The following is a 20,450-nucleotide window of genomic DNA, read 5'->3' as shown; positions in this document are numbered from 1 at the left end:
TTAGAACTGAGTTCCTACGTTAAACGTGAATTGTTTTTCATCGTCGCCTTCGACACTGCGTATCGACTGGGCGAAATCGATGCGGAACGGCCCGAACGGCGAGTTCCAGTTTACCCCGATGCCTGCGGTTATGCGCGGGGTGGGTGAATTGCCGAGGAAGACCTCGCGGATCGCACTGTTTGCGCGAATACTCGGAATATTTGCAGTCGTTCCATCAGCCGCAATCGGATTGATCGTTGCGATCTGGCTTGTTGAAGTTGTGCCATCGTCATTGGTGGTGGTGACTGTCTCGATAAATATCGGATCGCCGTTGCCATCAACATTCTGCAAACCGTTAGGGTTATCCTGAAGCAATGGTGCGTCCACACCCCACAGCGCGCCGACATCGACCCAGATCGAAGGACGAAGCCCCAGTTCCCGCGCACCCGTGCCAAGCGGCAATTCAAGTTCTGCACGGGCGAGGTAGTAGTTCCGCCCGCCAATCGCATCGTCACGAACAGAATCGCGATCTGTAATCGGTACGCGGTTGCCATCACCATCGGTCACATAAGGCTGAGTGAGAATACGCGGACCAACACCGCGAATATCAAAGCCGCGGAATTGTGGCTCACCAAGGAAGAAACGGTCGGTAAGCAGAACATCGTCCACGCCCGGTCCGCCGCGATCCGCGAGCGGGATCACGGTTCCGCCCTCGGCAGAAAGTGAGAAAATGAAGCCGCTGTTGCGGACATTCCAGAATTGTTGAGCGCGGCCACGGAAACGCAGGTAGCGCACATCGCCCCCCAGACCGGCAAACTCTGTACTCAAGGAGACATTCCGGCCACGGGTTGGGCGGATTCTAGAGTTGAGCGTATTATAGCTGAGGCTAAGACCAAGAATCGAGCTAAGACGATCGCCGATTGAATCGCACAGGAAACGGCCTGCAAGCAGTGGATCACACTCACGTATGCCGTCACCATTCAAGTCCGAGAAGAAAAGGTTCTCATCGAGGCCAACTTCGTCGTAATTGAGCGTGTAACTGCCGACGAGCGACATATACTCTGTCAAAGGAACGCCAAGACGAACTGCGAAACCGGTGGTCGCTTGTTCGAAAGTTGTATTGCGATCGGCATTGTTGAAATTAAAGCTGCTGATATCGCGGCGATAGATATCGACACCGGCCGATATGTTCCTGTCGAACACATAAGGTTCGGTAAAACTGATTTGGGCCGAGCGCGAGAATTGCGAATAGTTGAGGCTAAGACCGATAGTCTGGCCGCGACCGCGGAAATTCCGCTGGCGGATCGAACCGGCAAGAATAAACTGTTCGATTGACGAGAAACCAGCCGAGAACTGCAATTCGCCGGTCGGTTGCTCTTCGACGTTTGCCTCAAGGATAATCCGGTCAGGAGCGCTGCCCTCGGTCTGGCTGACCTCAAAGTTCTCCTGAAAATATCCGAGCGAGTTAATCCGCGCGGTTGTACGCTGGACGCCGAGAGAGTTAAACGCATCGCCTTCCGACAAGCGGAATTCGCGGCGAAGAACTTTGTCCTGAGTCAGCGTGTTGCCGTTTACGTCTACCCGCTCAACATAGGTGCGGTCGGCTTGACGAAGGATAAACGTAATATCCATCGTCTGGTCGTCTTTGTTACGGTTGAACCGTGGCTGCACGTCAGCGAACGCATAACCGAAGCGGCCCGCCAGCTCCGTCAACTGTTCAACAGTGTCTTCGACAGACTTTGCGTTGTAGAAATCGCCGCTCTGCATGGGCAACTGCGTGCTCATTAGGTCGCTGTCAAAATCGCGAAGCTGGCTTTCAACTTCGACTTCGCCGAAATTGTAACGCTCCCCTTCTTCAACCACATAAGTGATGATGAAGTCTTCCTGATCCGGCGTAAGCTCCGCCACAGCGGAAACAACACGGAAATCGGCATAACCTTCAGTCAGATAAAACTGACGCAGCTTTTGCTGGTCGAACGCGAGACGATCGGGATCATAACTCGTGTTGGAGCTGAAGAAGCGCGTGAACCGGGCCTGCTTCGTGACCATTTCACCGCGCAGGTCGCTGTCAGAAAACACCTCGTTCCCGATAATGTTGATCTGGCGAACCTTCGACTTTGGACCTTCAGTGATCTCGAAAACCACATCCACACGGTTTTGCGGCAATTGAACCATCTTCGGCTCGACCACGGCGGCAAAGCGCCCCTGACGTTTATACAACTCGACAATGCGGGCCACATCAGCGCGGACTTTAGAGCGAGTGAAAATCTGACGGGGCGAGAGCTTGATTTCCGGAAGTATCTTGTCGTTCTTAAGGCGCTCGTTCCCTTCCAGAACGATCCGGTTGATCACCGGGTTCTCAGTCACAGTTATAACAACATTGCCGCTGTCATTGCGGATCGAGAAGTTCGAGAAAAGTTCGGTCGCACCGAGGTCCTTCAGAGCTTCATCCGCCGCCGCCGAAGTGTATTCCTGGCCTACACGCATACGGATATAGCTGAGAATGGTGGTCGGCTCTAACCGCTCCGCGCCAGAAACGCTGATAGTGCGAATGACATTGGCAGATGGCGCTGGAGCCGGTGCGGGAGCAGGCGCTGGTTGCGCAGCACCTGCCGCAGTCGCATCGCCGCCGGTTTCTTGCGCGAGCACCGAATAAGGCACTCCGGCAAGCATCGTCGCGCCGGATAGCGCAAGCGCATAGCGGCCAGCTTTGGTGTAAGCTTTGGGGGTGACAGGTGAACTGCCTGTCTGGTTGCGTCGATTCATGGAGTAAAAGTTCCCGTCTAACCCGTCTAAATTACGCGCGCCTTCCCCGCGGCGCGTATTCTCACAGCCCATATTCGGTCTGCGCTTGCCTCTGCCCCATGCAGCCTTCGCAATCAAGCGTAGTCCCCGGCCTATGCCGGTTCGTCCGTTTCCTGTCCCCGACTAACTGCCGATCTGCTACCCGAAGATAGCTCCGAAGATCGACAACGACGTGACATCGTTGACCGTAACGACCACCATGAACACCAGCACCAGCGCAATGCCTGTGCGATATGCCCACTCGGTCGCCTGCGGTCCCACCGGCTTCTTACGAACCGCTTCAGCGGCGTAGAAAGCGAGGTGACCTCCGTCGAGAGCCGGGATTGGCAAGAAGTTGATGAATGCCAAGTTAAGCGAGATGAGCGCGACGAAATTGATGAAGGTCGTCAGGCCGAGACTCATCTGCTCGCCAGAGTATTTCGCGATCTTGATCGGCCCGCCCAATTCCTTGATAGAACGCTCCCCTGTCAGGATCTGTTTGATCCCTGTCAGCATCATCGAAAACACATCGCCTGTATGCGCGACGGCAACAGGAATCGATTCAAGCGCGCCGACCTCTTCGAGAACATATTCCCCGCCGTATGGGCCGACGCCTAGCTGACCGATATCACTCGAATTGCCGAAAGTGTCGGTGACTTCGACGCGTGCGGCTTTAACAGGAAAGTCCAATTCTTCACCGCCGCGATCAACCCGGATGACCATTTCGCGGTCAGGATAAAGCGCAACTTCGCGGCGAATGGATTCGAAGTCCTCAATCGATTCATTGTCGATTGCGATGATTTTATCGCCAATCTCGATACCGGCGGCCTTTGCGGCCGACGTTTCCGAAAACTCGCCAACAATGCGCGAATCTTCGGCACCGACTATGGTCAGTTTGCCGTGGAATGCGAACAGCGCCGCGAATAGCGCGAATGTGATCAACAAATTCGTTACCGGACCAGCCGCAACAATCAGAGCGCGTTTCCAAAGCGCGGCGAGATGGAAATTGCCTTCGCTCTGTTCCGGCGTGAGACCTGCATTCGCTTCCGCATCAGGCGCAGAGGCGGGGTTCATATCCCCCTTGAACTGCACATAACCGCCCAGAGGCAGGGCTGACAGTTTCCAGCGCGTGCCGTGTTTGTCTGTGCGCCCCCACACTTCCTTGCCGAAACCGACTGAAAAAGCCTCCGCCTTCACGCCAAACCAGCGTCCGACGAGATAGTGGCCAAGTTCGTGAAATGTGATCAGCGGGCCCAGCACGAACAGGAACCCGACGATGTACATCCAGAAAGGGGGCGATTCAAACAAGGGCATGACTTTCTAATGATTGACGGGCGCGAATGCGCGCTTCCGCGTCGATGGCCAGCACATCTTCCAGATTGGCTGGCGCGGTGGCCGTGTAGTGGCTCAGCGTGTCCTCTACCACTGCCGTAATTCGCATGAACCCGATCTGACCGGCGAGGAATGCGGCAACAGCGATTTCGTTCGCAGCATTGAGAATCGCCGGAGCGGCTCCGCCTGCCTGAATAGCTTCGCGCGCAATTCGGGTTGCAGGAAAGCGAGATTCGTCTGCAGGGTGGAAAGTCAGCTCGCCAATGGCCGCAAGATCCAGCGGCTCAAGCGGGGTTTCCATCCGTTTCGGCCAAGCAAGGCACGATGCAATCGGCACGCGCATATCGGATGGCCCAAGCTGCGCAAGCGTTGATCGGTCATGATATTCGACCATCGAGTGAATCACGCTTTGTGGATGCACAACGATCCGCAGTTTATCGAGGCCAACCGGAAACAGATGGTGCGCCTCAATGAATTCGAGACCCTTGTTCATCATCGTGGCGGAATCGACGCTGATCTTTGCGCCCATTGACCAATTGGGATGCGCGACAGCTTGTTCCGGCGTCGCCGCCTCCAACTGCTCCTGCGTCCACGTCCGCAACGGACCGCCGCTAGCTGTAAGCGTGATGCGAGAAACCTCGCTCAAATCATTACCAGCGAGACACTGGAAAATCGCATTATGCTCACTGTCGGTTGGCAGCAACGTAGCACTATGCTTTGCAACCGCAGCTGTCAGCACTTCGCCTGCCGAAACAAGCGCCTCTTTATTGGCAAGCGCAATGGTGCCACCCCGCTCGACCGCGGCCATAACGGGGGCCAGCCCTGCACAACCAACGATAGCAGCTACACTCATATCCACCGGACGTGCCGCTGCCTCGCAAAGTGCCTGCGCTCCACCCGCAACTTCAATGTCACTACCCGACAGTGCTGCCTTCAAATTACCAAGACAGTTCTCGTCACCGACCACTGCTGACTTTGCGCCAAATTCACGTGCGAGCTTTGCCAATTCTTCGGCTGAGCAATTTGCCGTGAGAGTGTCGACTTCCCAGACATCAGGATTGCGGCGGATCAGATCGAGCGTCGATGCGCCAATCGAACCGGTTGCGCCAAGGATTGTGATCGAGCGTTTCAAAGCGTCAGAACCCCAGCAATGCGGGCGCGACCGCGACCAAAAACAAGACAAAATACACCGCGAGAAATCCGTCAGCACGGTCAAACACGCCGCCATGCCCCGGGATCAGATTGCTTGAATCCTTCACGCCTGCGCGGCGCTTCATCCAGCTTTCAAAGAAATCGCCCGTTTGCGCGAGCACGGCGATCAACGTGCCTGCCAAAACGGCAGTGCCGATGCCCAGCCACGCAAAACCGTCCCCGGCAGCAGGACCAAAATCGGTTAGCTCGATAGTGATGCCAAGGGCGCTTGCAGCAAGTGCTCCGCCCAGCAGGCCTGCCCAAGTCTTGGACGGGCTGATCGAAGGTGCAATCTTGGGACCGCCTACAGCACGCCCCATGAAGTAAGCGCCTACATCAACGGCAACTATGGGTGCGAGAAACACCAGCAGAACCTCTAGCGGGCCATATGTCATGCGCACCTGGATCAATGCCAGTCCTGCCGCACTGACATAGGCGGCACCGAAGAACAGCCATGTAACCTCTGAAAGCGCGGAACCGTTGAAGCCGCGCACAAGGCGGTTCCATTCCCACAACACGAGCCCGGCGAAAAGCGAGACAAAGCCTACCCACCACCAGCCGCCCAGCCATAGAGCACCGCTGACGACCAGAACCATGATGACGCCAGAGACCAGCCGCAACGGCAGGTCCTTCACGCCCTTCACTTCGGCAGCAGGCTTCGCGCCAGCGTCCTCGAGAGCCTTGTTGGTTATCTCTTCTAACCGATCTTTAACGCCCGCCAAAACGCCGCTCCCTTCGGGCGAAGTTGTCCAACGCCTCCGCAAGATGTTCGGGCTTAAAGTCGGGCCACAGAGTCTCAACAAAAAGCATTTCGGCGTAAGCCGCCTGCCACAGCAGGAAATTCGACAGGCGAACCTCGCCGCTGGTTCGGATCAACAGATCGAGTGGGGGTAGATCATGGGTGTCGAGCTGCGCTTCGATCGACCGTGTTGTAATCTCGCCCGCCTCTGCTGCTCTCGCGGCTGCGCGTGCGATTTCGTTTTGCCCGCCATAATTGAGAGCCACAGCAAGTGTTTTGGAACCGTTCGCGGTCTGAGCCAGCGCATCTTCGAGCATGGCGACAATATCGGGCGCGAGCCCTTGCCAATCACCAATGATTTTCAGCTTTACGTCGTTGGCGACAAAGTCTGGCAAGTCCGATTTTATGAACTTGCGCATCAGGTTCATCAAATCATCGACCTCGTCTTCGGACCGCTTCCAGTTTTCGGATGAGAATGCATAGAGAGTAAGGCAATCGAGACCCATCGGCCCGAGTCCGCGAACAAGCCTGCGGACAGCTTCGACGCCGCGCTGATGCCCGACGGCTCTTGGCAGGGCGCGTTTCTTCGCCCAGCGGCCATTGCCATCCATAATGATGGCGACATGGCGCGCGCGCCCTTCAACGCTTCCATCTGTCTGAACGGGCCCCTCGCCCATTGGCTCTCCCTTACCTACCCGCGCCTCACTGGGTCAAAATTTCCTGTTCTTTCTTCGCCGCAGCTTCATCAGCATCGGCGACGAATTTATCGGTCAGCTTCTGAACTTCATCTTCCAGCCGCTTGCGATCATCCTCAGAGATTTCTTTTTTCTTCTCGTCGGCTTTCAGGTCTTCCATTCCGTCGCGGCGCACATTGCGGATCGCGATCTTCGATTTTTCGGCATACTGACCGGCAAGCTTGGCCAGCTCTTTGCGCCGCTCTTCAGTAAGATCGGGCATAGGCAAGCGAATGGTCTGGCCATCTGTCATTGGGTTCAGGCCGAGATTGGCTTTCGAAATGCCTTTCTCGACAGCAGAAACGTTGGTTTTGTCCCACACCTGAACGCTCAACATGCGCGCTTCTGGGGCGGACACTGTCGCCACCTGACTAAGTGGCATCATCGATCCGTAGACTTCGCATACCACTGGGTCGAGCAGGCTCACATTGGCCCGCCCTGTGCGCAGTCCGCCTAAATCGCCTTTTAGCGCTTCAACAGCGCCATTCATGCGTCGCTCGATATCGGCCTTGTCATATTGCGGCATGGCTTACGCTTCCTTCTGTACTATCGTCTGTGTGCCCTCGCCCGCAAGGACGGTGGCTACATTGCCTTTTTCGCGGATCGAGAACACCACTATCGGAATGTCGTTCTCGCGGCAAAGTGCAACTGCGGTTGCATCCATTACCTTTAGATTGGCTGAAAGCACCTGATCATAGGCGATCGTTTCAAAACGCTTCGCTTCGGGATTGTGCTTGGGATCGCTGTCATAGACGCCGTCAACGCTGGTGCCTTTCAGCAGTGCATCGCAGTTCATCTCCGCTGCGCGCAGTGCGGCACCGGTATCGGTGGTAAAGAACGGGTTGCCCGTTCCCGCGGCGAAGATCACGATACGTCCCTTTTCAAGGTGACGTTCGGCGCGGCGGCGAATATATGGCTCGCACACGCTGCTCATCGGAATGGCCGATTGCACGCGTGTCGGTACACCTTGCTGCTCAAGCGCGTTTTGCATCGCGAGAGCGTTCATCACAGTCGCGAGCATGCCCATATAATCACCAGTCGTCCGGTCTAGCCCGCGCGCGGCCCCTGCGACCCCGCGAAAGATATTACCGCCGCCGATCACGAGGCAAACCTCTAGGCCGGTTTCCTGCGCCGCCTTTACCTCTTCGGCGAGGCGCGCGACATAAGCAGGATCAATCCCATATTCCTGCTCCCCCATCAAAACCTCGCCCGACAGTTTCAGGAGAACGCGTTTGATTTCGGGAAGAGCCATGGCCTGAGGTTACTCCGTGGTGGAATTTTTGCTTCGCCGCCCTTATCCGGCACACACCGCGCTGCCAAGGGGCTGCGCAATGATTGGGGGAAGTAATGCTGCGCAAGCTGATTTACGCGGTGCTTATCATTGCCGCAATTTTTGCTGCCAAAATCTGGTACGACACGATGCGCGATCCCGTTGTGCAGCGCCTCTCTTTAACAAGCGATGCGCTGCCTACGAGGTCATCGCCGGTAACGATAGCTTTGCTCGCGGACATCCACGTCGCCGGCCCCGATATGCCGCCGTCGCGGCTTGAGCGGATTGTGGAGCAAGTGAACGCACTTGAACCTGATCTGATTGCGATTGCTGGCGATTTGGTGAGTGAAAAGCGCACGGCGACACATATTTACACGCCGGAAGAGATTGTCAGTCCACTCGGAAAGCTGGAGGCAAGGCTAGGCGTAGTTATCGCACCCGGAAATCATGATCACTGGTACGATTGGCCCGCACTAAGCGAGCAAATAGCGAAGCATCCCAACCTGACCGTATTGGCCAACAATGCCGCCCAATTCGGCCCCCTTGCGGTAGGTGGCGCGGATGACGCCTTTACCGGGCGTGACGATTTGGAGGCGACATTTGCTGCAATGGCACCGCTGACTGGCGCGCGTGTTGTCGTGACACACAGCCCGGACATCTTCCCGCAAGTACCTGTCGATGTCGACCTTACCCTCGCCGGACACACCCATTGCGGCCAGATTGCCTATCCGTGGGGCGGCGCGCCCGCAACAATGTCCGACTATGGTGATCTCTATGCTTGCGGCGTATTCGAACAGCACGGCAAAACATTGGTGACCAGCGGCGGGCTCGGCACGAGCCTTCTGCCGATCCGGCTGTTCACTCAGCCTGAGGTGTGGCTGATAGAAATACGGCCGCCGCAGCAATAAGCTGCGACGGCCGGAATTTCGTCTTCGATAGCGAAGAAGCGTTAGAGCTTAGCCCTTGAGCGTCGCTGCGACTTCTGCGGCGAAGTCTTCTTCTTCGACTTCGATGCCTTCGCCGAGTTGGAAGCGGACATAGTCGGTCAGTTTGACCGAACCGCCATTATCCTTGCCGAACTTGGCAACGGTGTCTTCGACCGAAGTCTTGTTGTCCATTACGAACATTTGGCTGAGCAGAGCGTTCTCTTTCGCGAACTTCTTGATCGCGCCTTCGACCATTTTCTCCTGCACGTTTTCAGGCTTGCCGCTTTCAGCAGCCTTTTCCTGTGCAACAGCGCGCTCACGCTCGATCAAGCCTGCGTCGAGGCCATCAGCGTCGAGGGCCTGAGGGAACATCGATGCGATGTGCATGGCAAGCTGCTTACCAAATGGCTCAAGCACGTCGGCGCCAAGGTCGCTTTCAAGAGCAACCAGAACGCCGATCTTGCCAAGGCCTTCGGCCGCAGCATTGTGCATGTAGGAAACAACCGAACCGCTGCCGACCGAAACGGTCTTCATACGGCGGATCTGCTGGTTCTCACCAATCGTCGCGACGTTGTCGGTAAGTTTGTCAGCAACTGTGCCGCCAGCCGGATAGTCAGCAGCTTTGAGCGCTTCGACATCGTCCGAACCCAGTGTGAGGGCGACCGATGTGGTGTGACGCACGAAATCCTGGAACTTGTCGTTCTTCGCAACGAAGTCAGTTTCCGAGTTCACTTCGACGGCAACGCCTCTGGTGCCTTCAACAGCAACACCGACGAGACCTTCAGCAGCGGTACGGCTGGATTTCTTTTGCGCAGTCGCAAGACCTTTGGCGCGCAAGCCGTCGATGGCGGCTTCGATATCGCCGCCGGCTTCAACCAGTGCTTTTTTAGCATCCATCATGCCTGCGCCGGTTTTCTCGCGCAGCTTTTTCACATCGGCGATAGAAAAATCAGCCATTATGAATTCCTTCAAATAGTAGTGAGGGCGCCGGGGCCCGTTTAACGGATGCCCGGCGCGCTAGAGGAGTAATGTGACGCACGATTGACGCGCGCCGTCAGGGCCTAGGCTTCAGCGGGTGGCTCAGCCATTGCGCCAACGTCAGCGCCGGAATCGGCAACCGCGCCGCCTTTGCCAGCGCCAGCCGCGTCGCGGATCGCATCGCAATACAGACGCACAGCACGGCTCGCATCATCGTTGCCCGGTACAGGGAACGCGATGTTCGACGGATCGACATTGGTGTCGAGTACCGCGATCACCGGAATACCAAGAACGGCAGCTTCCTTAATCGCGAGGTCTTCCTTGTTGGCGTCGATTACGAACATTACGTCCGGAATGCCGCCCATGTCACGGATACCGCCAAGCGACAGTTCCAGCTTGTCACGCTCACGTGTCAGCTGAAGAACTTCTTTCTTGGTGAGGCCGCTGGTTTCACCCGAAAGCTGCTCTTCAAGGGTCTTGAGACGCTTGATCGAACCGCTGATGGTTTTCCAGTTGGTGAGCATACCACCGAGCCAGCGGTGGTTTACGAAGTGCTGGCCGCATGCGCGGGCTGCTTCGGCGATCGGCTCTTGCGCCTGACGCTTGGTACCGACAAACAGAACTTTGCCGCCCGAACGAACGGTCGATTCAACGAAGTCGAGTGCGCGCGCGAAAAGCGGCACAGTCTGCGACAGGTCGATAATGTGAACACCGTTGCGGTTGCCGAAGATATACGGCTTCATCCGCGGGTTCCAGCGGTGGGTCTGGTGGCCGAAGTGTGCGCCGGCCTCAATCAATTGCTGCATGGTAACGGTGGTAGCCGCCATGGGTATTTCCTTTCCGGTTGTTCCTCTGGAAGGCTTGGAACCGCTGGCGGAGATCCCGCTGGCAGCACCGGTATGAAGCGCCTTCCATGTGAATTTCGCCGCTGTCGCTGTCCTGTGATTCGGACAAGTGCAGCTGCGATGCGGCGCGTTTAACCGCCTTCTCCCACAAAATCTAGTGCATTTGCACAGTGTGGAACACAAGTGGAACAAAATCGCTTGACTGGGGAGAACACTTATAGAACAAGCGTGGGGGAACAAAGACCGAACGAAGGAAATGACCGATGATTGCCGCCACTATCACAATCCTGTTTTCAGTGATTGCAATCGCCACCGCGATCACTCTGGTCGATTTCTGGATGCGCGCCCGGTCTGCCTATGTATCGCTCAAACGGCAGAGCGCGCTGGTTAACGCGGGCTTTGTTCCTCAGGTCGAGGCACGCATTGTCCGCTTGCGCCCTAACGCGCCGCGGGCTTTGGCAACTACTCGCCCGTTTGCACGCCGCCTGCCGCGCCCGTCAGATGTTCGGCTTCACGCGCTCGACGCCGCTTGATCGATCCGTATTTAATTAGAGCGTAAGGCATCAGCAACAGATAGCCTGCGCTGATCACAGTTAGAGACCACCAAGGCTCCTGAATGAGAGCGGCAAAGCCAAGGCCGGTAAAGGCGATAAGGCCAAGCCGAATGCCTCTACGCGGGCGGATCGCCAGCCAGCTCAGCGTGGCCATGTTGGAAATCAGCAGAACCGCAATCAAGCTGATCCACACAGAAAGCAGGATCGGGTCGCGGAATGCTTCAATACCAGTCGCCATCCAAAGGTAGAACGGCATAAAGGCGAGCCCTGCCCCCACTGGGGCGGGTACACCTGTAAGGAAACCGGCCGATTTGTGCGGCTGCTCGTCAACATCAATTTGGGCATTAAAGCGGGCAAGACGCAAGGCGCAGCAGATCGCAAATGCCAGCGCGGCAAACCAGCCGAAACGGTCAAGCTCCTGAAGCGACCACATATAGAGAATAATCGCAGGCGCCATTCCAAACGACAGCGAATCGGCCAAACTGTCGAGTTCAGCTCCAAAACGCGATTGCGCGTTCAGCAAACGGGCAATGCGCCCGTCCATCCCGTCCAGAACCCCCGCAAGGAGAACCGCAAGGATCGCGTAAGACCACTGCTCTTCAATCGCGAAACGGATGCCGGTCAAGCCTGAGCATAGCGCCGCTGCGGTAATCGCATTCGGGAGCATAGCGCGCAGGCTTAGACCTTTAGGATCGCCTTCGGACTTGCCATCTTCGTCCTCAGCCGCCTTAGGGCCAACCCTGGGCGCAGCGAAACGCGCAGGTTTCCGGAAACCAGGCTTCTTCAAAGCACACTCTTGGTTTGCAAGATCACTGTGCGATACCTTCAAGCAATCCGGTCTGCGCACCAACCTCGGCGAGGATCGTTTCGCCCGCGATACAGCGCTGCCCAAGCAACACTTTTGGCTCGGTCCCCGCTGGCAGGTAGACATCCACCCGGCTTCCAAAGCGGATCAGGCCAATGCGCTGCCCTGTTGCAACCGTGTCTCCAGGTTTCACAAAAGGAATAATCCGCCGCGCCACAAGGCCAGCGATCTGAGTAAAACCAATGGCCAGACCGTCAGTACGTTCGATCAGGATATGCTGGCGTTCATTTTCTTCGCTCGCTTTATCGAGATCGGCATTTATGAATTTGCCCGGCATGTAGACCAGCCGCCGCACAGTACCCGCGATCGGCGCGCGGTTAATGTGCACATCGAAGACGCTCATAAAGATCGAAACACGCGTCACCGGACCTGCGGGAAGACCGGGAAAGCCCGACCCGTCATCCAGCTGCAGCTCAGTCGGCGGATCCACCTGAGTGATAAGAGAAACCAATCCATCGGCGGGGGAAACGATGGCGTTGTCTGCTTGAGGCACAACGCGTTCCGGATCGCGGAAAAATGCGAATACGCCGATTGATAGGAGCAGCATCGGCCAGCCGATGATCTCCCAGTCAAATATGAGCAATGGCACGAGGCTGATCGCGACTGCGATCACGCCGTATTTGCGCCCTTCGGGGTGAATCGCTGGCCAGCTCCAGCCAGCCTCACCGCGCCCTTGGTTATCGAGAATTTCGCCTGCCATTCGCTCGCATCTAGGGTTTGAAATGCCTGCCCGCAAGCAACGTAATGCGCTCTTGCTCCGCAACGCCGCACAAATCAGGGCATATTCCCTGATAAATCAGAAGCATTACAGACCGCATCTCTTGAGCCACAGAATTCACCACTTAGTAAGATGTTTACCTTAATTCCCGCTGCCGTAATGGACACAGTAGCGAACCCACCATCCAAAAGCGAAGCCGCGAAAAACCTGGCAATGCGCTTGCTTGGAGAGATGCCGATCTACCTTATCGGCGTTGCCATTATGGCATTGTGCATCGGGATATTGCTCGCACAAGGTGTTTCGCCCAGCGTTAGCGGTGTTATTGAAAACGCCCGTATTTTTGGGCTGTTCGTGCTCATCCTTGTCGCGTTCGATGCGGCATGGCAGCTCAATCGCAACCGCCCCAAAAGCCCGACCTCGTTTCTTAAAGAGCGCTACACGGCAAAGCCTCTATGGCATGTGATTTCAAGCGGGCTACCGCTCATGGCAATTGCCATTGTGGTCCTGCCGTTCTTCTCAAAAATGAAATCTGCCATACCACTGTTCAATGAATACACTTGGGACCAAACTTTCATCGAATGGGATCGTGCAATCTTTTTCGGTTATGATGCTTGGGAAGTGATGCAACCGGTCTTGGGTTTCCCAATCGTCACCGCGTTCCTCGCTTTTCTGTACCACATCTGGTTCCTGCTGCTTTATCCCGGCGTAATGTTCTTCGCGTTCTACCGGATGGACAGCCAATTGCGCCGCCAGTTCTTTCTGACATACATGCTCAGCTGGTCGCTAATTGGCGGAGCGATGGCAACGTGGCTCGCCTCGGTTGGTCCGGTCTTTCTCGAGCCGATGCTCGGGAATGCGCACTTTGCACCGCAGATGGACTACTTAAACGCTGCCAATGAACAGATCCCGATCATGACATTGCGCGTTCAAGGCCTGCTGCTGGAATGGCACGGCGCATCATCCAGCGGATTGGGCAGCGGGATTACTGCCATGCCCAGCATGCACTGTGCCATCGCGTTTATATATTGGCTGGCCGTGCGCCAGATTCACAAAGGATGGGGCATGTTCTTCGGCGCGTTCTTCATCATCACTTGGATCAGCAGCGTGCACCTTGCCTACCACTATGCAGTGGACGGTCTGGTTTCGATGATTGCTGTCGTCGCGATCTGGTGGGCCGCAAAGTTCATCATCGCGGCTTGGGATGGCTTCCTTGCGCGTCGATCAGAAACTCAGGCAACCTTGCGCACGAACACCGTTCCGGCGGAATAACCCGCACCAAAGCTGCAGATCAGTCCGGTATCGCCTGATGCCAGATCTTCGCTGTTGAGATGGAAAGCGATGATCGAACCTGCGCTTGATGTGTTGCCGTAGATATCAAGTACCGTAGGGCTCTCATCATCATTGGCCTCATGGCCTAGCACACGCTGTGCGATCAACCGGTTCATCCCCGCATTTGCCTGATGCAGCCAAAGGCGGCGCAGGGTTGCAGGGTCCATCTGAAGTTTCTCAGCCTCATCCACGATCATTTGCGCGACCATCGGAACCACTTCTTTAAAGACCTTTCGACCTTCCTGAACAAACAGCTTGTCCGCTTCATTCGCATTTTCAGGCGCCGCACGGTTCAAAAATCCGAAATTGTTGCGGATGTTGTTGGAGAAAACCGTCTTCAGCTTAGTGCTGAGAATGTCCCAATGGTTCTGCGGCGCGATGGCCGCATCCTCAACCAGAACCGCGGTTGCAACATCGCCAAAGATGAAGTGGCTATCGCGGTCGCGCCAATTGAGATGGCCCGATGTAATCTCCGGGCTGACGACCAGAACGCTCTTTGCATTGCCTGCACGTACATAGTCGGCGGCGGGTTGAATACCGAACGTCGCGGAAGAACACGCAACATTCATATCAAACCCAAAGCCATCTATGCCCAGCGCCTGTTGAATTTCGACTGCCATTGCTGGGTATGGGCGCTCCATATTCGAAGCTGCGCACAATACGGCATCGACGTCTTTCACATCACGCCCTGCCCGCTCCAGCGCCTGTTTGGCGGCTGCCACACCAATCTCGGCCATCATCGACAGCTCATCATTGGTGCGCTCTTGCCAGCGCGGGCTCATCGTTTCGGGATTAAGCACCGGCTCTTTCGACATGACATGCCGAGCTTTAATGCCGCTCGCCTTTTCAATGAACTCGACCGACGAATGGCTAAGAGGCTCCATCTCGCCCGACTCGATTGCAGCTGCATTTTGCGCATTGTGGCGGTCCACAAACGTATTGAAGCTGGCCACCAACTCTTCGTTGGTGATCGATTCTTCCGGCGTAAACAGGCCGGTGGAGGAGATTACGGGACGATGGGTAAGCTGCATGCTTCGTGCGCCTCAATTCTTCTGGGGATGCGGGCAATAGGCCTCACATCGTGCGCTCGCAAGTGTGCGCGGCACGCCTTCGCACATGACATGTGACGCCAGTCGTCTATCTATTGGTAGAGGCGGCGGTGGTGGACAGGATAGATTTAGAGCAACTCATATCTTTCAGACGCTTGCCGATGTCCAACCAACCGCAGGAACCCACAGCAGCCTGCGGCGTCCCACCTTCCGATGTCCAACCCGTCGGAACCTTTGGTGCAGGTCAAAGCCGGGATGCTAATCACTTGTTGACATTTAGCCCTTACCTATCATATTGATAGGTGCATGAGACAAGCAACCGCAAAAACTGTCGTTGACTTCAAACCCTCTGCGGAGCGAATTCAGCAGACCATTCGAGCTATTGCGGAGAAGGATCACAAGGTCTTTTTCGGCCCTCACTCGAAGAGGCGGATGCATGAGCGCGGGATAACTCGGCTCGATGCGGTGCGTGTGCTTAAGAAGGGACATGTCGATGGTGTCATTGTTCCAGGCGACAAAGTAGGAGAATGGAAATGCAAAATTACTGGAAAAGTGAAAGGAAGCCGTGAAATTGGGGTCGTGACCATCGTATCGAATGGAACATCGATCTTTGTTAAAACTGTCGAATGGGAAGACTTATGAACATTCAAACGCACTTTACGCGCACGGAAGGCACTCCGTGCTCCGAGCCGTATGAGTATAAGGAGTGCGGTTTACAGGGCATATTTCTTCAAAGCGGGTTCGAATGTGAAATCCGTGATGGCGAAGAATATGTTTCGGTACACGATACCGAAGGACTGCATCGGGCAATTGGTTTGCACCTTGCACAGAACCGAAAATTTCTTGCTCCGGAAGAACTTTTGTTCCTCCGCAAAAGCATGGATATGACTCAATCTGAACTGGGCCGCTATATTGGACAAAGCCCCCAACAAGTGGCGCGTTGGGAAAAAGGACAGAGTAAAATCAATGGTCCAGCTGACCGCTGTATCAGAGCTTTTTTCCTCTGGAACCACATGGGACCAAACAACGGGGAAGATTTCCTCAACCTGTGTAAACAGATCGACGATATGGACGATCTTACGCCACACAGGGTGATGCTCGATCTGGTTAACGATCAATGGCGAGATCGGCGGAGGGCGTAAGCTCCCCGCCGTCGAAGGTCTGACGAAACGATAGTCAGGCCAGCCAAGGAAATACACCATGAGTAAAGTTGGAAAGCAAACGTCCCCTTCAGTATCCACGTTAGCATCAAATGTGCTTGCTGGGCGGACGAAGCCAACACGGGCGCAGGTCAACCGACTGGCGGCTTCAGCATTGAGCCAAGACCAAACCCGAGGACAACGCAAAAGATGACTGATCAATAGGGGGCCACAAACGTGGCCCCCTATTTTTTGCAGCGCCCGCCGAAAATTGTCACAGACCCAACGACTCATTCTAGAAATTTTGAGTGACAGTCACCCACTGTCCAACGTCGAAGCACAGCCTGCGGGCCCAACCTTTTGACTAAGATATTTCCAGATTCGACAACGACAATACTTGCGGTCATTATGACCAAGTGACTGATGTAACGGTTTTTATTGACGAAGCGGGCGACCCTGGAGTTAGGGATGGTCTAAAGCACGTCGGATCTAGACATGAATGGCTTTGCGTTTCTGCATTTGTTGTGCGCTCATGTCGCGAAAAAGACGTTGTTGGCTGGGTGAAAGAATGCAGAAATGCCGCAAATTCGACGCAATCTGGCTCACTCCATTTTCACAAAATCGCTCATGAGCGGCGCGCAAAGGTTTGCGAAACTCTCGCCTCTAACCGCTGCCGGACTTTCACTGTAGCAAGCCACAAGACCAATATGAGAGAATACGTAAACCCCAAAATACAAAAAATGGTCAAAGGTGGCACCTTCTACAATTGGTGCCTTCGACTATTGCTGGAGAGGGTTACGGCGTGGGTAGAGCATTTGGCGCTGCGCGAAGGAAAGAGCCTTGCACCTATGAAGGTAGTATTTGCAGAACGGGGCCATGACTGGGATCATTTTTTCTCGTATGTTGATAGGCTCGAAATGCAAAGCCGAACTGATACGCTGTTTCTGAAAGGTCCCGGCCTCAATCACATTCTATTGAACCGAAAGCACTGGGAAACTGAAAAGGCCGAGAAGCTTGCAGGCCTTCAATGCGCCGACGTCGTAGCATCAGCATTTTACCAAGCAGCTAATGCCAGTTCACCGTCTTTCGACCCAGAACCTGCTAAAGCGTTGAACCAGATCGTGACCAAAAGACACGGGATTGCACGAAACGTCGGCTTGACCGTTTTCCCATTGCAGCACCAAGCGAAAATACCGGAGGGGCACCGGCAAATCTTAGAATTCTACGGCTACGAGTTTTAAAGTAGGCGGGCCCTGGCTTTCATTAGACCGACTGGCTGGTAGGTCAGCACTGCATGGCTGGCCGTCCTGTCGGTTTGCTAGCACTTCTTGGAGCGATAGCTAAAAAGTTACTCCAGCGTTTCCCGCCTGAGGGAAGAATCGCAAGAAAAGCCTTGTAAATCAAGAAGAAAGAAGAATCTAATTTCAAGCACTTAGGCGATTCAGATGAACAGCGCCGATTACAAGAATGCTCATGGTTGACGACAATTTTTGTCCAACCTTTTGGCCAAAATATAGGTGTTTAGAAAACGGCGTGATGTCCAACCCCATTTTTTACTGTAAAAACAGTGACTTAAATAGGGCGGTGGTGGACAGGATAGGATTCGAACCTATGTACGCTTGCGCGGGCAGATTTACAGTCTGCTGCCTTTAACCACTCGGCCACCTGTCCACACCATGCCATGCAGGAATATATCGCTGCTTTGCCGGGAATTGCGCATCTCCGATACTGGCTATGCGCTGCCGAGAGGCGCCCCTTTGGCGAAGCGGCGCTTGCCTGTCAATGGGGCTGCTGGCAGGGGAGGCGCATGAAATGGATTTGCAGGAGCAATTATGGCCAAGGGTGACCGCAAACGTGCGCTAAGAGGGCGCGCAGGTCGAATGAAGGGTGGACGCGGTTCGGGCCGCGCCACATCGGGCCATGTGCGCCTATGGGGTCGCCATCCGGTCGAGGCCGCGCTCAAAAACCCCGCACGCCAGCACCGCAAATTGTGGGCTACGCGAGAGGCTATTGAATCGCTCGACGGGGATCTGCCCGAAGATTTTCCGGTCGAGTATGCCGAGGTCGCCGATCTCGGCCGACTTGTGGCTAAGGACGCACCGCACCAGGGGCTCGTGCTGGAATGCGAAGCGCTCGACGGAACGTTTCTGGATGATGTCGCCACTGGCGACAAAACACGCCCGGTTGTGGTGCTCGATCAAGTCACCGACCCGCACAATGTTGGCGCAATCCTGCGATCGGCGGCGGCATTCAACGCTGCGTGTATTGTTACACAGGACCGCCATGCCCCGCCCGAAAGCGGCGTTCTCGCAAAGTCGGCATCCGGTGCTCTTGAAACTGTTCCATGGATTCGCGTCGTGAACCTGTCTCGCGCGCTGGATGAGCTTGCCGATGCGGGTTACTGGCGTATCGGAATGACAGGAGCAGCCGATGCGACCCTTGCGGAAGCCCTTCCCGAAGGCCCCGTTGCCATTGTACTTGGCGCAGAAGGCGAAGGGATGCGGCACAATATCGAGCAACACTGCGATGCTCTCGCGAAACTGCCGATCTCTTCAGCAATCGAAAGCCTCAATGTCTCAAACGCGGCGGCAGTTTCATTGTATGCCGTGGCAACCAGATCGTAACTTCCAACTGGGAGGATGGACAAATGACAAAACCAACTTCACTTCGCATGTGCGCCGCAAGCTTGCTCGCTGGGCTTTCGCTGCTGCTTTCGGGATGCTTTATCACCCCAGGAAAATTCACCTCCGAACTCGTTTTGACGGACGAGAATGAATTCACCTTCACCTATGAAGGGGAAGTGTTCTTCCTCGGCCTGTCGCAGCTTGCAAAAATGGCTGCGGAGGAAGACGCCAAGTTCGAAGCGATGTGTTTTGACGAGGATACCGGCGAAGACCGCGAATGCACTCAAATCGAAATTGATGATCAACGCGCGAATTGGGAAATGGGCGCAGAAATGCGTGCAATCGAAGCCAAACGCGAAGGCGAACAAATGGCCGCGATCATGGGTGACATCGATCCGACCGACCCCGAAGCCGCCGAAGGATTGCGGCAAACATTGCTGCGTCAGAATGGCTGGGAGCGCGTCGATATCAAAGGCGACGGTGTGTTCGATGTGACTTATTCCGTCACCGGAACTTTAGGCCACGATTTCATGTTCCCAATCATCGAAGGCATGCCGCCTTCCAATCCCTTTGTTCAGATCATAGTCCGCGATGAAGGCGTTGTCCGGGTGAACGCACCCGGTTTTGCCGCTCAGAACGAAGATAACCCATTCGGGGCAATGATGGGTGGAATGACAGGAATGGCCGGTCTTGCGGTGCTGAATGAAAGCAAAGATGACAAGGCTGATGCGATGCCTGATATTCCGCAACTTGAGGGCACATTTACAATCGTCACCAAGGGTCAAATGAACATTCGCGCTAATAATACAGACGAAGGCCCATCACCCACTCCGACCGGTGAGGCCCTCACATGGGACATCACAGCGCGGACAAATGCAGGCCCAACGGCGCTCATCGCTATCGGCCAGTAACCGCTGGCCAAGCCTGAACAAACAAAGCCCCACCAGACGAAAGTCCGGCGGGGCTTTTGTTTTGCTATCAGCCCTGCGCCTACCCGCGCGAGGGCTATGCCGCGATCCTAATTCACCGCGTCTTTCAGGCCCTTGCCTGCTTTAAACTTGGGCTGGTTCGATGCTTTGATTTCCATCGGTTCACCAGTGCGCGGGTTTCGACCAGTCGATGCCTTGCGGCGCGCGACCGAAAAAGTCCCAAAACCAACGAGACGGACTTCATCACCTTTCGACAAAGCCTTTGTGATCGCATCGAACACACCTTCAACGGCACCGGCTGCATCATTTTTTGAAAGACCGCTTGTCTCGGCGACTGTGCTGATCAGATCATTTTTGTTCATCTTGGGAACCCCCTGTCTTCAAAATTCCATAGTCTTCAAACTTCGCGGCGTGACGATTGCGATGCATCGTCTGTCGTAAAGCTCGCAAACTGAGCCTGTTTCG

Annotated in this window: 21 protein-coding genes and 1 tRNA gene; 8 read left to right on the top strand and 14 right to left on the bottom strand. The window is 55.4% G+C overall.

Annotation, left to right across the window (positions count from 1 at the left end):
* From bamA to pyrH, 7 genes are all read right to left on the bottom strand, one after another.
* The gene (bamA, locus tag KCG46_RS08795; RefSeq protein ID WP_255551845.1) at positions 1 to 2,745 is read right to left on the bottom strand and encodes an outer membrane protein assembly factor BamA; all 2,745 of its coding nucleotides are present in this window, start codon (positions 2,743 to 2,745) and stop codon (positions 1 to 3) included.
* A gap of 177 nt (positions 2,746 to 2,922) precedes the next feature.
* The gene (gene rseP, locus KCG46_RS08790) at positions 2,923 to 4,047 is read right to left on the bottom strand and encodes an RIP metalloprotease RseP (protein WP_218404867.1); all 1,125 of its coding nucleotides are present in this window, start codon (positions 4,045 to 4,047) and stop codon (positions 2,923 to 2,925) included.
* 16 nt (positions 4,048 to 4,063) lie between these two features.
* The gene (gene dxr, locus KCG46_RS08785) at positions 4,064 to 5,227 is read right to left on the bottom strand and encodes a 1-deoxy-D-xylulose-5-phosphate reductoisomerase (protein ID WP_255551844.1); all 1,164 of its coding nucleotides are present in this window, start codon (positions 5,225 to 5,227) and stop codon (positions 4,064 to 4,066) included.
* A gap of 4 nt (positions 5,228 to 5,231) precedes the next feature.
* Positions 5,232 to 6,008 (bottom strand): phosphatidate cytidylyltransferase, encoded by a 777-nt coding sequence (locus KCG46_RS08780; protein WP_255551843.1) that lies wholly within the window; start codon positions 6,006 to 6,008, stop codon positions 5,232 to 5,234.
* Positions 5,995 to 6,702, bottom strand: a complete 708-nt coding sequence (gene uppS / locus KCG46_RS08775) for a polyprenyl diphosphate synthase (RefSeq protein WP_218404865.1) — start codon at positions 6,700 to 6,702, stop codon at positions 5,995 to 5,997. Before uppS ends, KCG46_RS08780 begins: the two co-directional genes overlap by 14 nt.
* A 25-nt stretch (positions 6,703 to 6,727) precedes the next feature.
* Complete coding sequence (gene frr, locus KCG46_RS08770; RefSeq protein WP_218404864.1) at positions 6,728 to 7,285, bottom strand: ribosome recycling factor; 558 nt, start codon at positions 7,283 to 7,285, stop codon at positions 6,728 to 6,730.
* 3 nt (positions 7,286 to 7,288) lie between these two features.
* A complete protein-coding gene (gene pyrH, locus KCG46_RS08765; RefSeq protein ID WP_218404863.1) occupies positions 7,289 to 8,011 on the bottom strand; it encodes a UMP kinase in 723 nt (240 codons plus the stop codon).
* A gap of 95 nt (positions 8,012 to 8,106) precedes the next feature.
* Between pyrH and KCG46_RS08760 the strand changes: the two genes are divergently transcribed.
* Positions 8,107 to 8,937 carry a metallophosphoesterase gene (locus KCG46_RS08760; protein ID WP_255551842.1) on the top strand — a complete coding sequence of 277 codons (831 nt, stop codon included), beginning with the start codon at positions 8,107 to 8,109 and terminating at the stop codon, positions 8,935 to 8,937.
* 48 nt (positions 8,938 to 8,985) lie between these two features.
* On the opposite strand, the gene tsf is transcribed toward KCG46_RS08760, so the two are convergent.
* Positions 8,986 to 9,912, bottom strand: a complete 927-nt coding sequence (tsf, locus tag KCG46_RS08755) for a translation elongation factor Ts (RefSeq protein WP_218404861.1) — start codon at positions 9,910 to 9,912, stop codon at positions 8,986 to 8,988.
* Between the two features lie 104 nt (positions 9,913 to 10,016).
* Complete coding sequence (rpsB, locus tag KCG46_RS08750) at positions 10,017 to 10,760, bottom strand: 30S ribosomal protein S2 (protein ID WP_218404860.1); 744 nt, start codon at positions 10,758 to 10,760, stop codon at positions 10,017 to 10,019.
* A 281-nt stretch (positions 10,761 to 11,041) separates the two neighbouring features.
* Between rpsB and KCG46_RS08745 the strand changes: the two genes are divergently transcribed.
* Positions 11,042 to 11,311: a hypothetical protein gene (locus KCG46_RS08745; RefSeq protein ID WP_218404859.1), complete on the top strand. Its 270-nt coding sequence runs from the start codon at positions 11,042 to 11,044 to the stop codon at positions 11,309 to 11,311.
* On the opposite strand, the gene KCG46_RS08740 is transcribed toward KCG46_RS08745, so the two are convergent.
* Both KCG46_RS08740 and KCG46_RS08735 read right to left on the bottom strand, forming a co-directional pair.
* Positions 11,241 to 12,119 (bottom strand): CDP-alcohol phosphatidyltransferase family protein, encoded by an 879-nt coding sequence (locus tag KCG46_RS08740; protein WP_218405422.1) that lies wholly within the window; start codon positions 12,117 to 12,119, stop codon positions 11,241 to 11,243. The two genes, KCG46_RS08745 and KCG46_RS08740, sit on opposite strands and share 71 nt — an antisense overlap.
* A gap of 22 nt (positions 12,120 to 12,141) precedes the next feature.
* Positions 12,142 to 12,897 carry a phosphatidylserine decarboxylase gene (locus KCG46_RS08735; RefSeq protein WP_218404858.1) on the bottom strand — a complete coding sequence of 252 codons (756 nt, stop codon included), beginning with the start codon at positions 12,895 to 12,897 and terminating at the stop codon, positions 12,142 to 12,144.
* A 177-nt stretch (positions 12,898 to 13,074) separates the two neighbouring features.
* Between KCG46_RS08735 and KCG46_RS08730 the strand changes: the two genes are divergently transcribed.
* Entirely contained in the window at positions 13,075 to 14,184 is a 1,110-nt protein-coding gene (locus KCG46_RS08730; protein ID WP_218404857.1) for a phosphatase PAP2 family protein, read from the top strand.
* Here KCG46_RS08730 and KCG46_RS08725 read toward each other — a convergent pair.
* Positions 14,145 to 15,275, bottom strand: coding sequence for a beta-ketoacyl-ACP synthase III (locus tag KCG46_RS08725; protein ID WP_218404856.1), 1,131 nt, complete (start codon positions 15,273 to 15,275; stop codon positions 14,145 to 14,147). The genes KCG46_RS08730 and KCG46_RS08725 overlap by 40 nt on opposite strands.
* Before the next feature lie 324 nt (positions 15,276 to 15,599).
* Between KCG46_RS08725 and KCG46_RS08720 the strand changes: the two genes are divergently transcribed.
* From KCG46_RS08720 to KCG46_RS08710, 3 genes are all read left to right on the top strand, one after another.
* A complete protein-coding gene (locus tag KCG46_RS08720; protein ID WP_218404855.1) occupies positions 15,600 to 15,935 on the top strand; it encodes a DUF4258 domain-containing protein in 336 nt (111 codons plus the stop codon).
* Complete coding sequence (locus KCG46_RS12740; RefSeq protein WP_369410181.1) at positions 15,920 to 16,435, top strand: helix-turn-helix domain-containing protein; 516 nt, start codon at positions 15,920 to 15,922, stop codon at positions 16,433 to 16,435. The genes KCG46_RS08720 and KCG46_RS12740 overlap by 16 nt, the downstream gene beginning before the upstream one ends.
* A gap of 413 nt (positions 16,436 to 16,848) precedes the next feature.
* Entirely contained in the window at positions 16,849 to 17,673 is an 825-nt protein-coding gene (locus KCG46_RS08710; RefSeq protein ID WP_218404853.1) for a DUF3800 domain-containing protein, read from the top strand.
* Positions 17,674 to 18,017: 344 nt separating this feature from the next.
* Here the strand turns inward: KCG46_RS08710 and KCG46_RS08705 are convergent.
* Positions 18,018 to 18,103, bottom strand: a tRNA-Tyr gene (locus KCG46_RS08705).
* A gap of 161 nt (positions 18,104 to 18,264) precedes the next feature.
* On the opposite strand from KCG46_RS08705, the gene rlmB reads away from it, so the two are divergent.
* Together rlmB and KCG46_RS08695 are read left to right on the top strand one after the other, a co-directional pair.
* The gene (gene rlmB, locus KCG46_RS08700; RefSeq protein WP_218404852.1) at positions 18,265 to 19,056 is read left to right on the top strand and encodes a 23S rRNA (guanosine(2251)-2'-O)-methyltransferase RlmB; all 792 of its coding nucleotides are present in this window, start codon (positions 18,265 to 18,267) and stop codon (positions 19,054 to 19,056) included.
* A gap of 23 nt (positions 19,057 to 19,079) precedes the next feature.
* Positions 19,080 to 19,967, top strand: coding sequence for a hypothetical protein (locus KCG46_RS08695; RefSeq protein ID WP_218404851.1), 888 nt, complete (start codon positions 19,080 to 19,082; stop codon positions 19,965 to 19,967).
* 107 nt (positions 19,968 to 20,074) lie between these two features.
* Here the strand turns inward: KCG46_RS08695 and KCG46_RS08690 are convergent, their stop codons facing one another.
* Positions 20,075 to 20,347 carry an HU family DNA-binding protein gene (locus KCG46_RS08690; protein ID WP_218404850.1) on the bottom strand — a complete coding sequence of 91 codons (273 nt, stop codon included), beginning with the start codon at positions 20,345 to 20,347 and terminating at the stop codon, positions 20,075 to 20,077.
* Positions 20,348 to 20,450 lie beyond the last annotated feature (103 nt).

This window comes from Erythrobacter crassostreae (genome assembly GCF_019204045.1).
Lineage (GTDB): Bacteria > Pseudomonadota > Alphaproteobacteria > Sphingomonadales > Sphingomonadaceae > Erythrobacter > Erythrobacter crassostreae.
The sequence above is the reverse complement of the archived record's forward strand: the minus strand, read 5'-3'. Positions and strand labels throughout refer to the sequence as shown.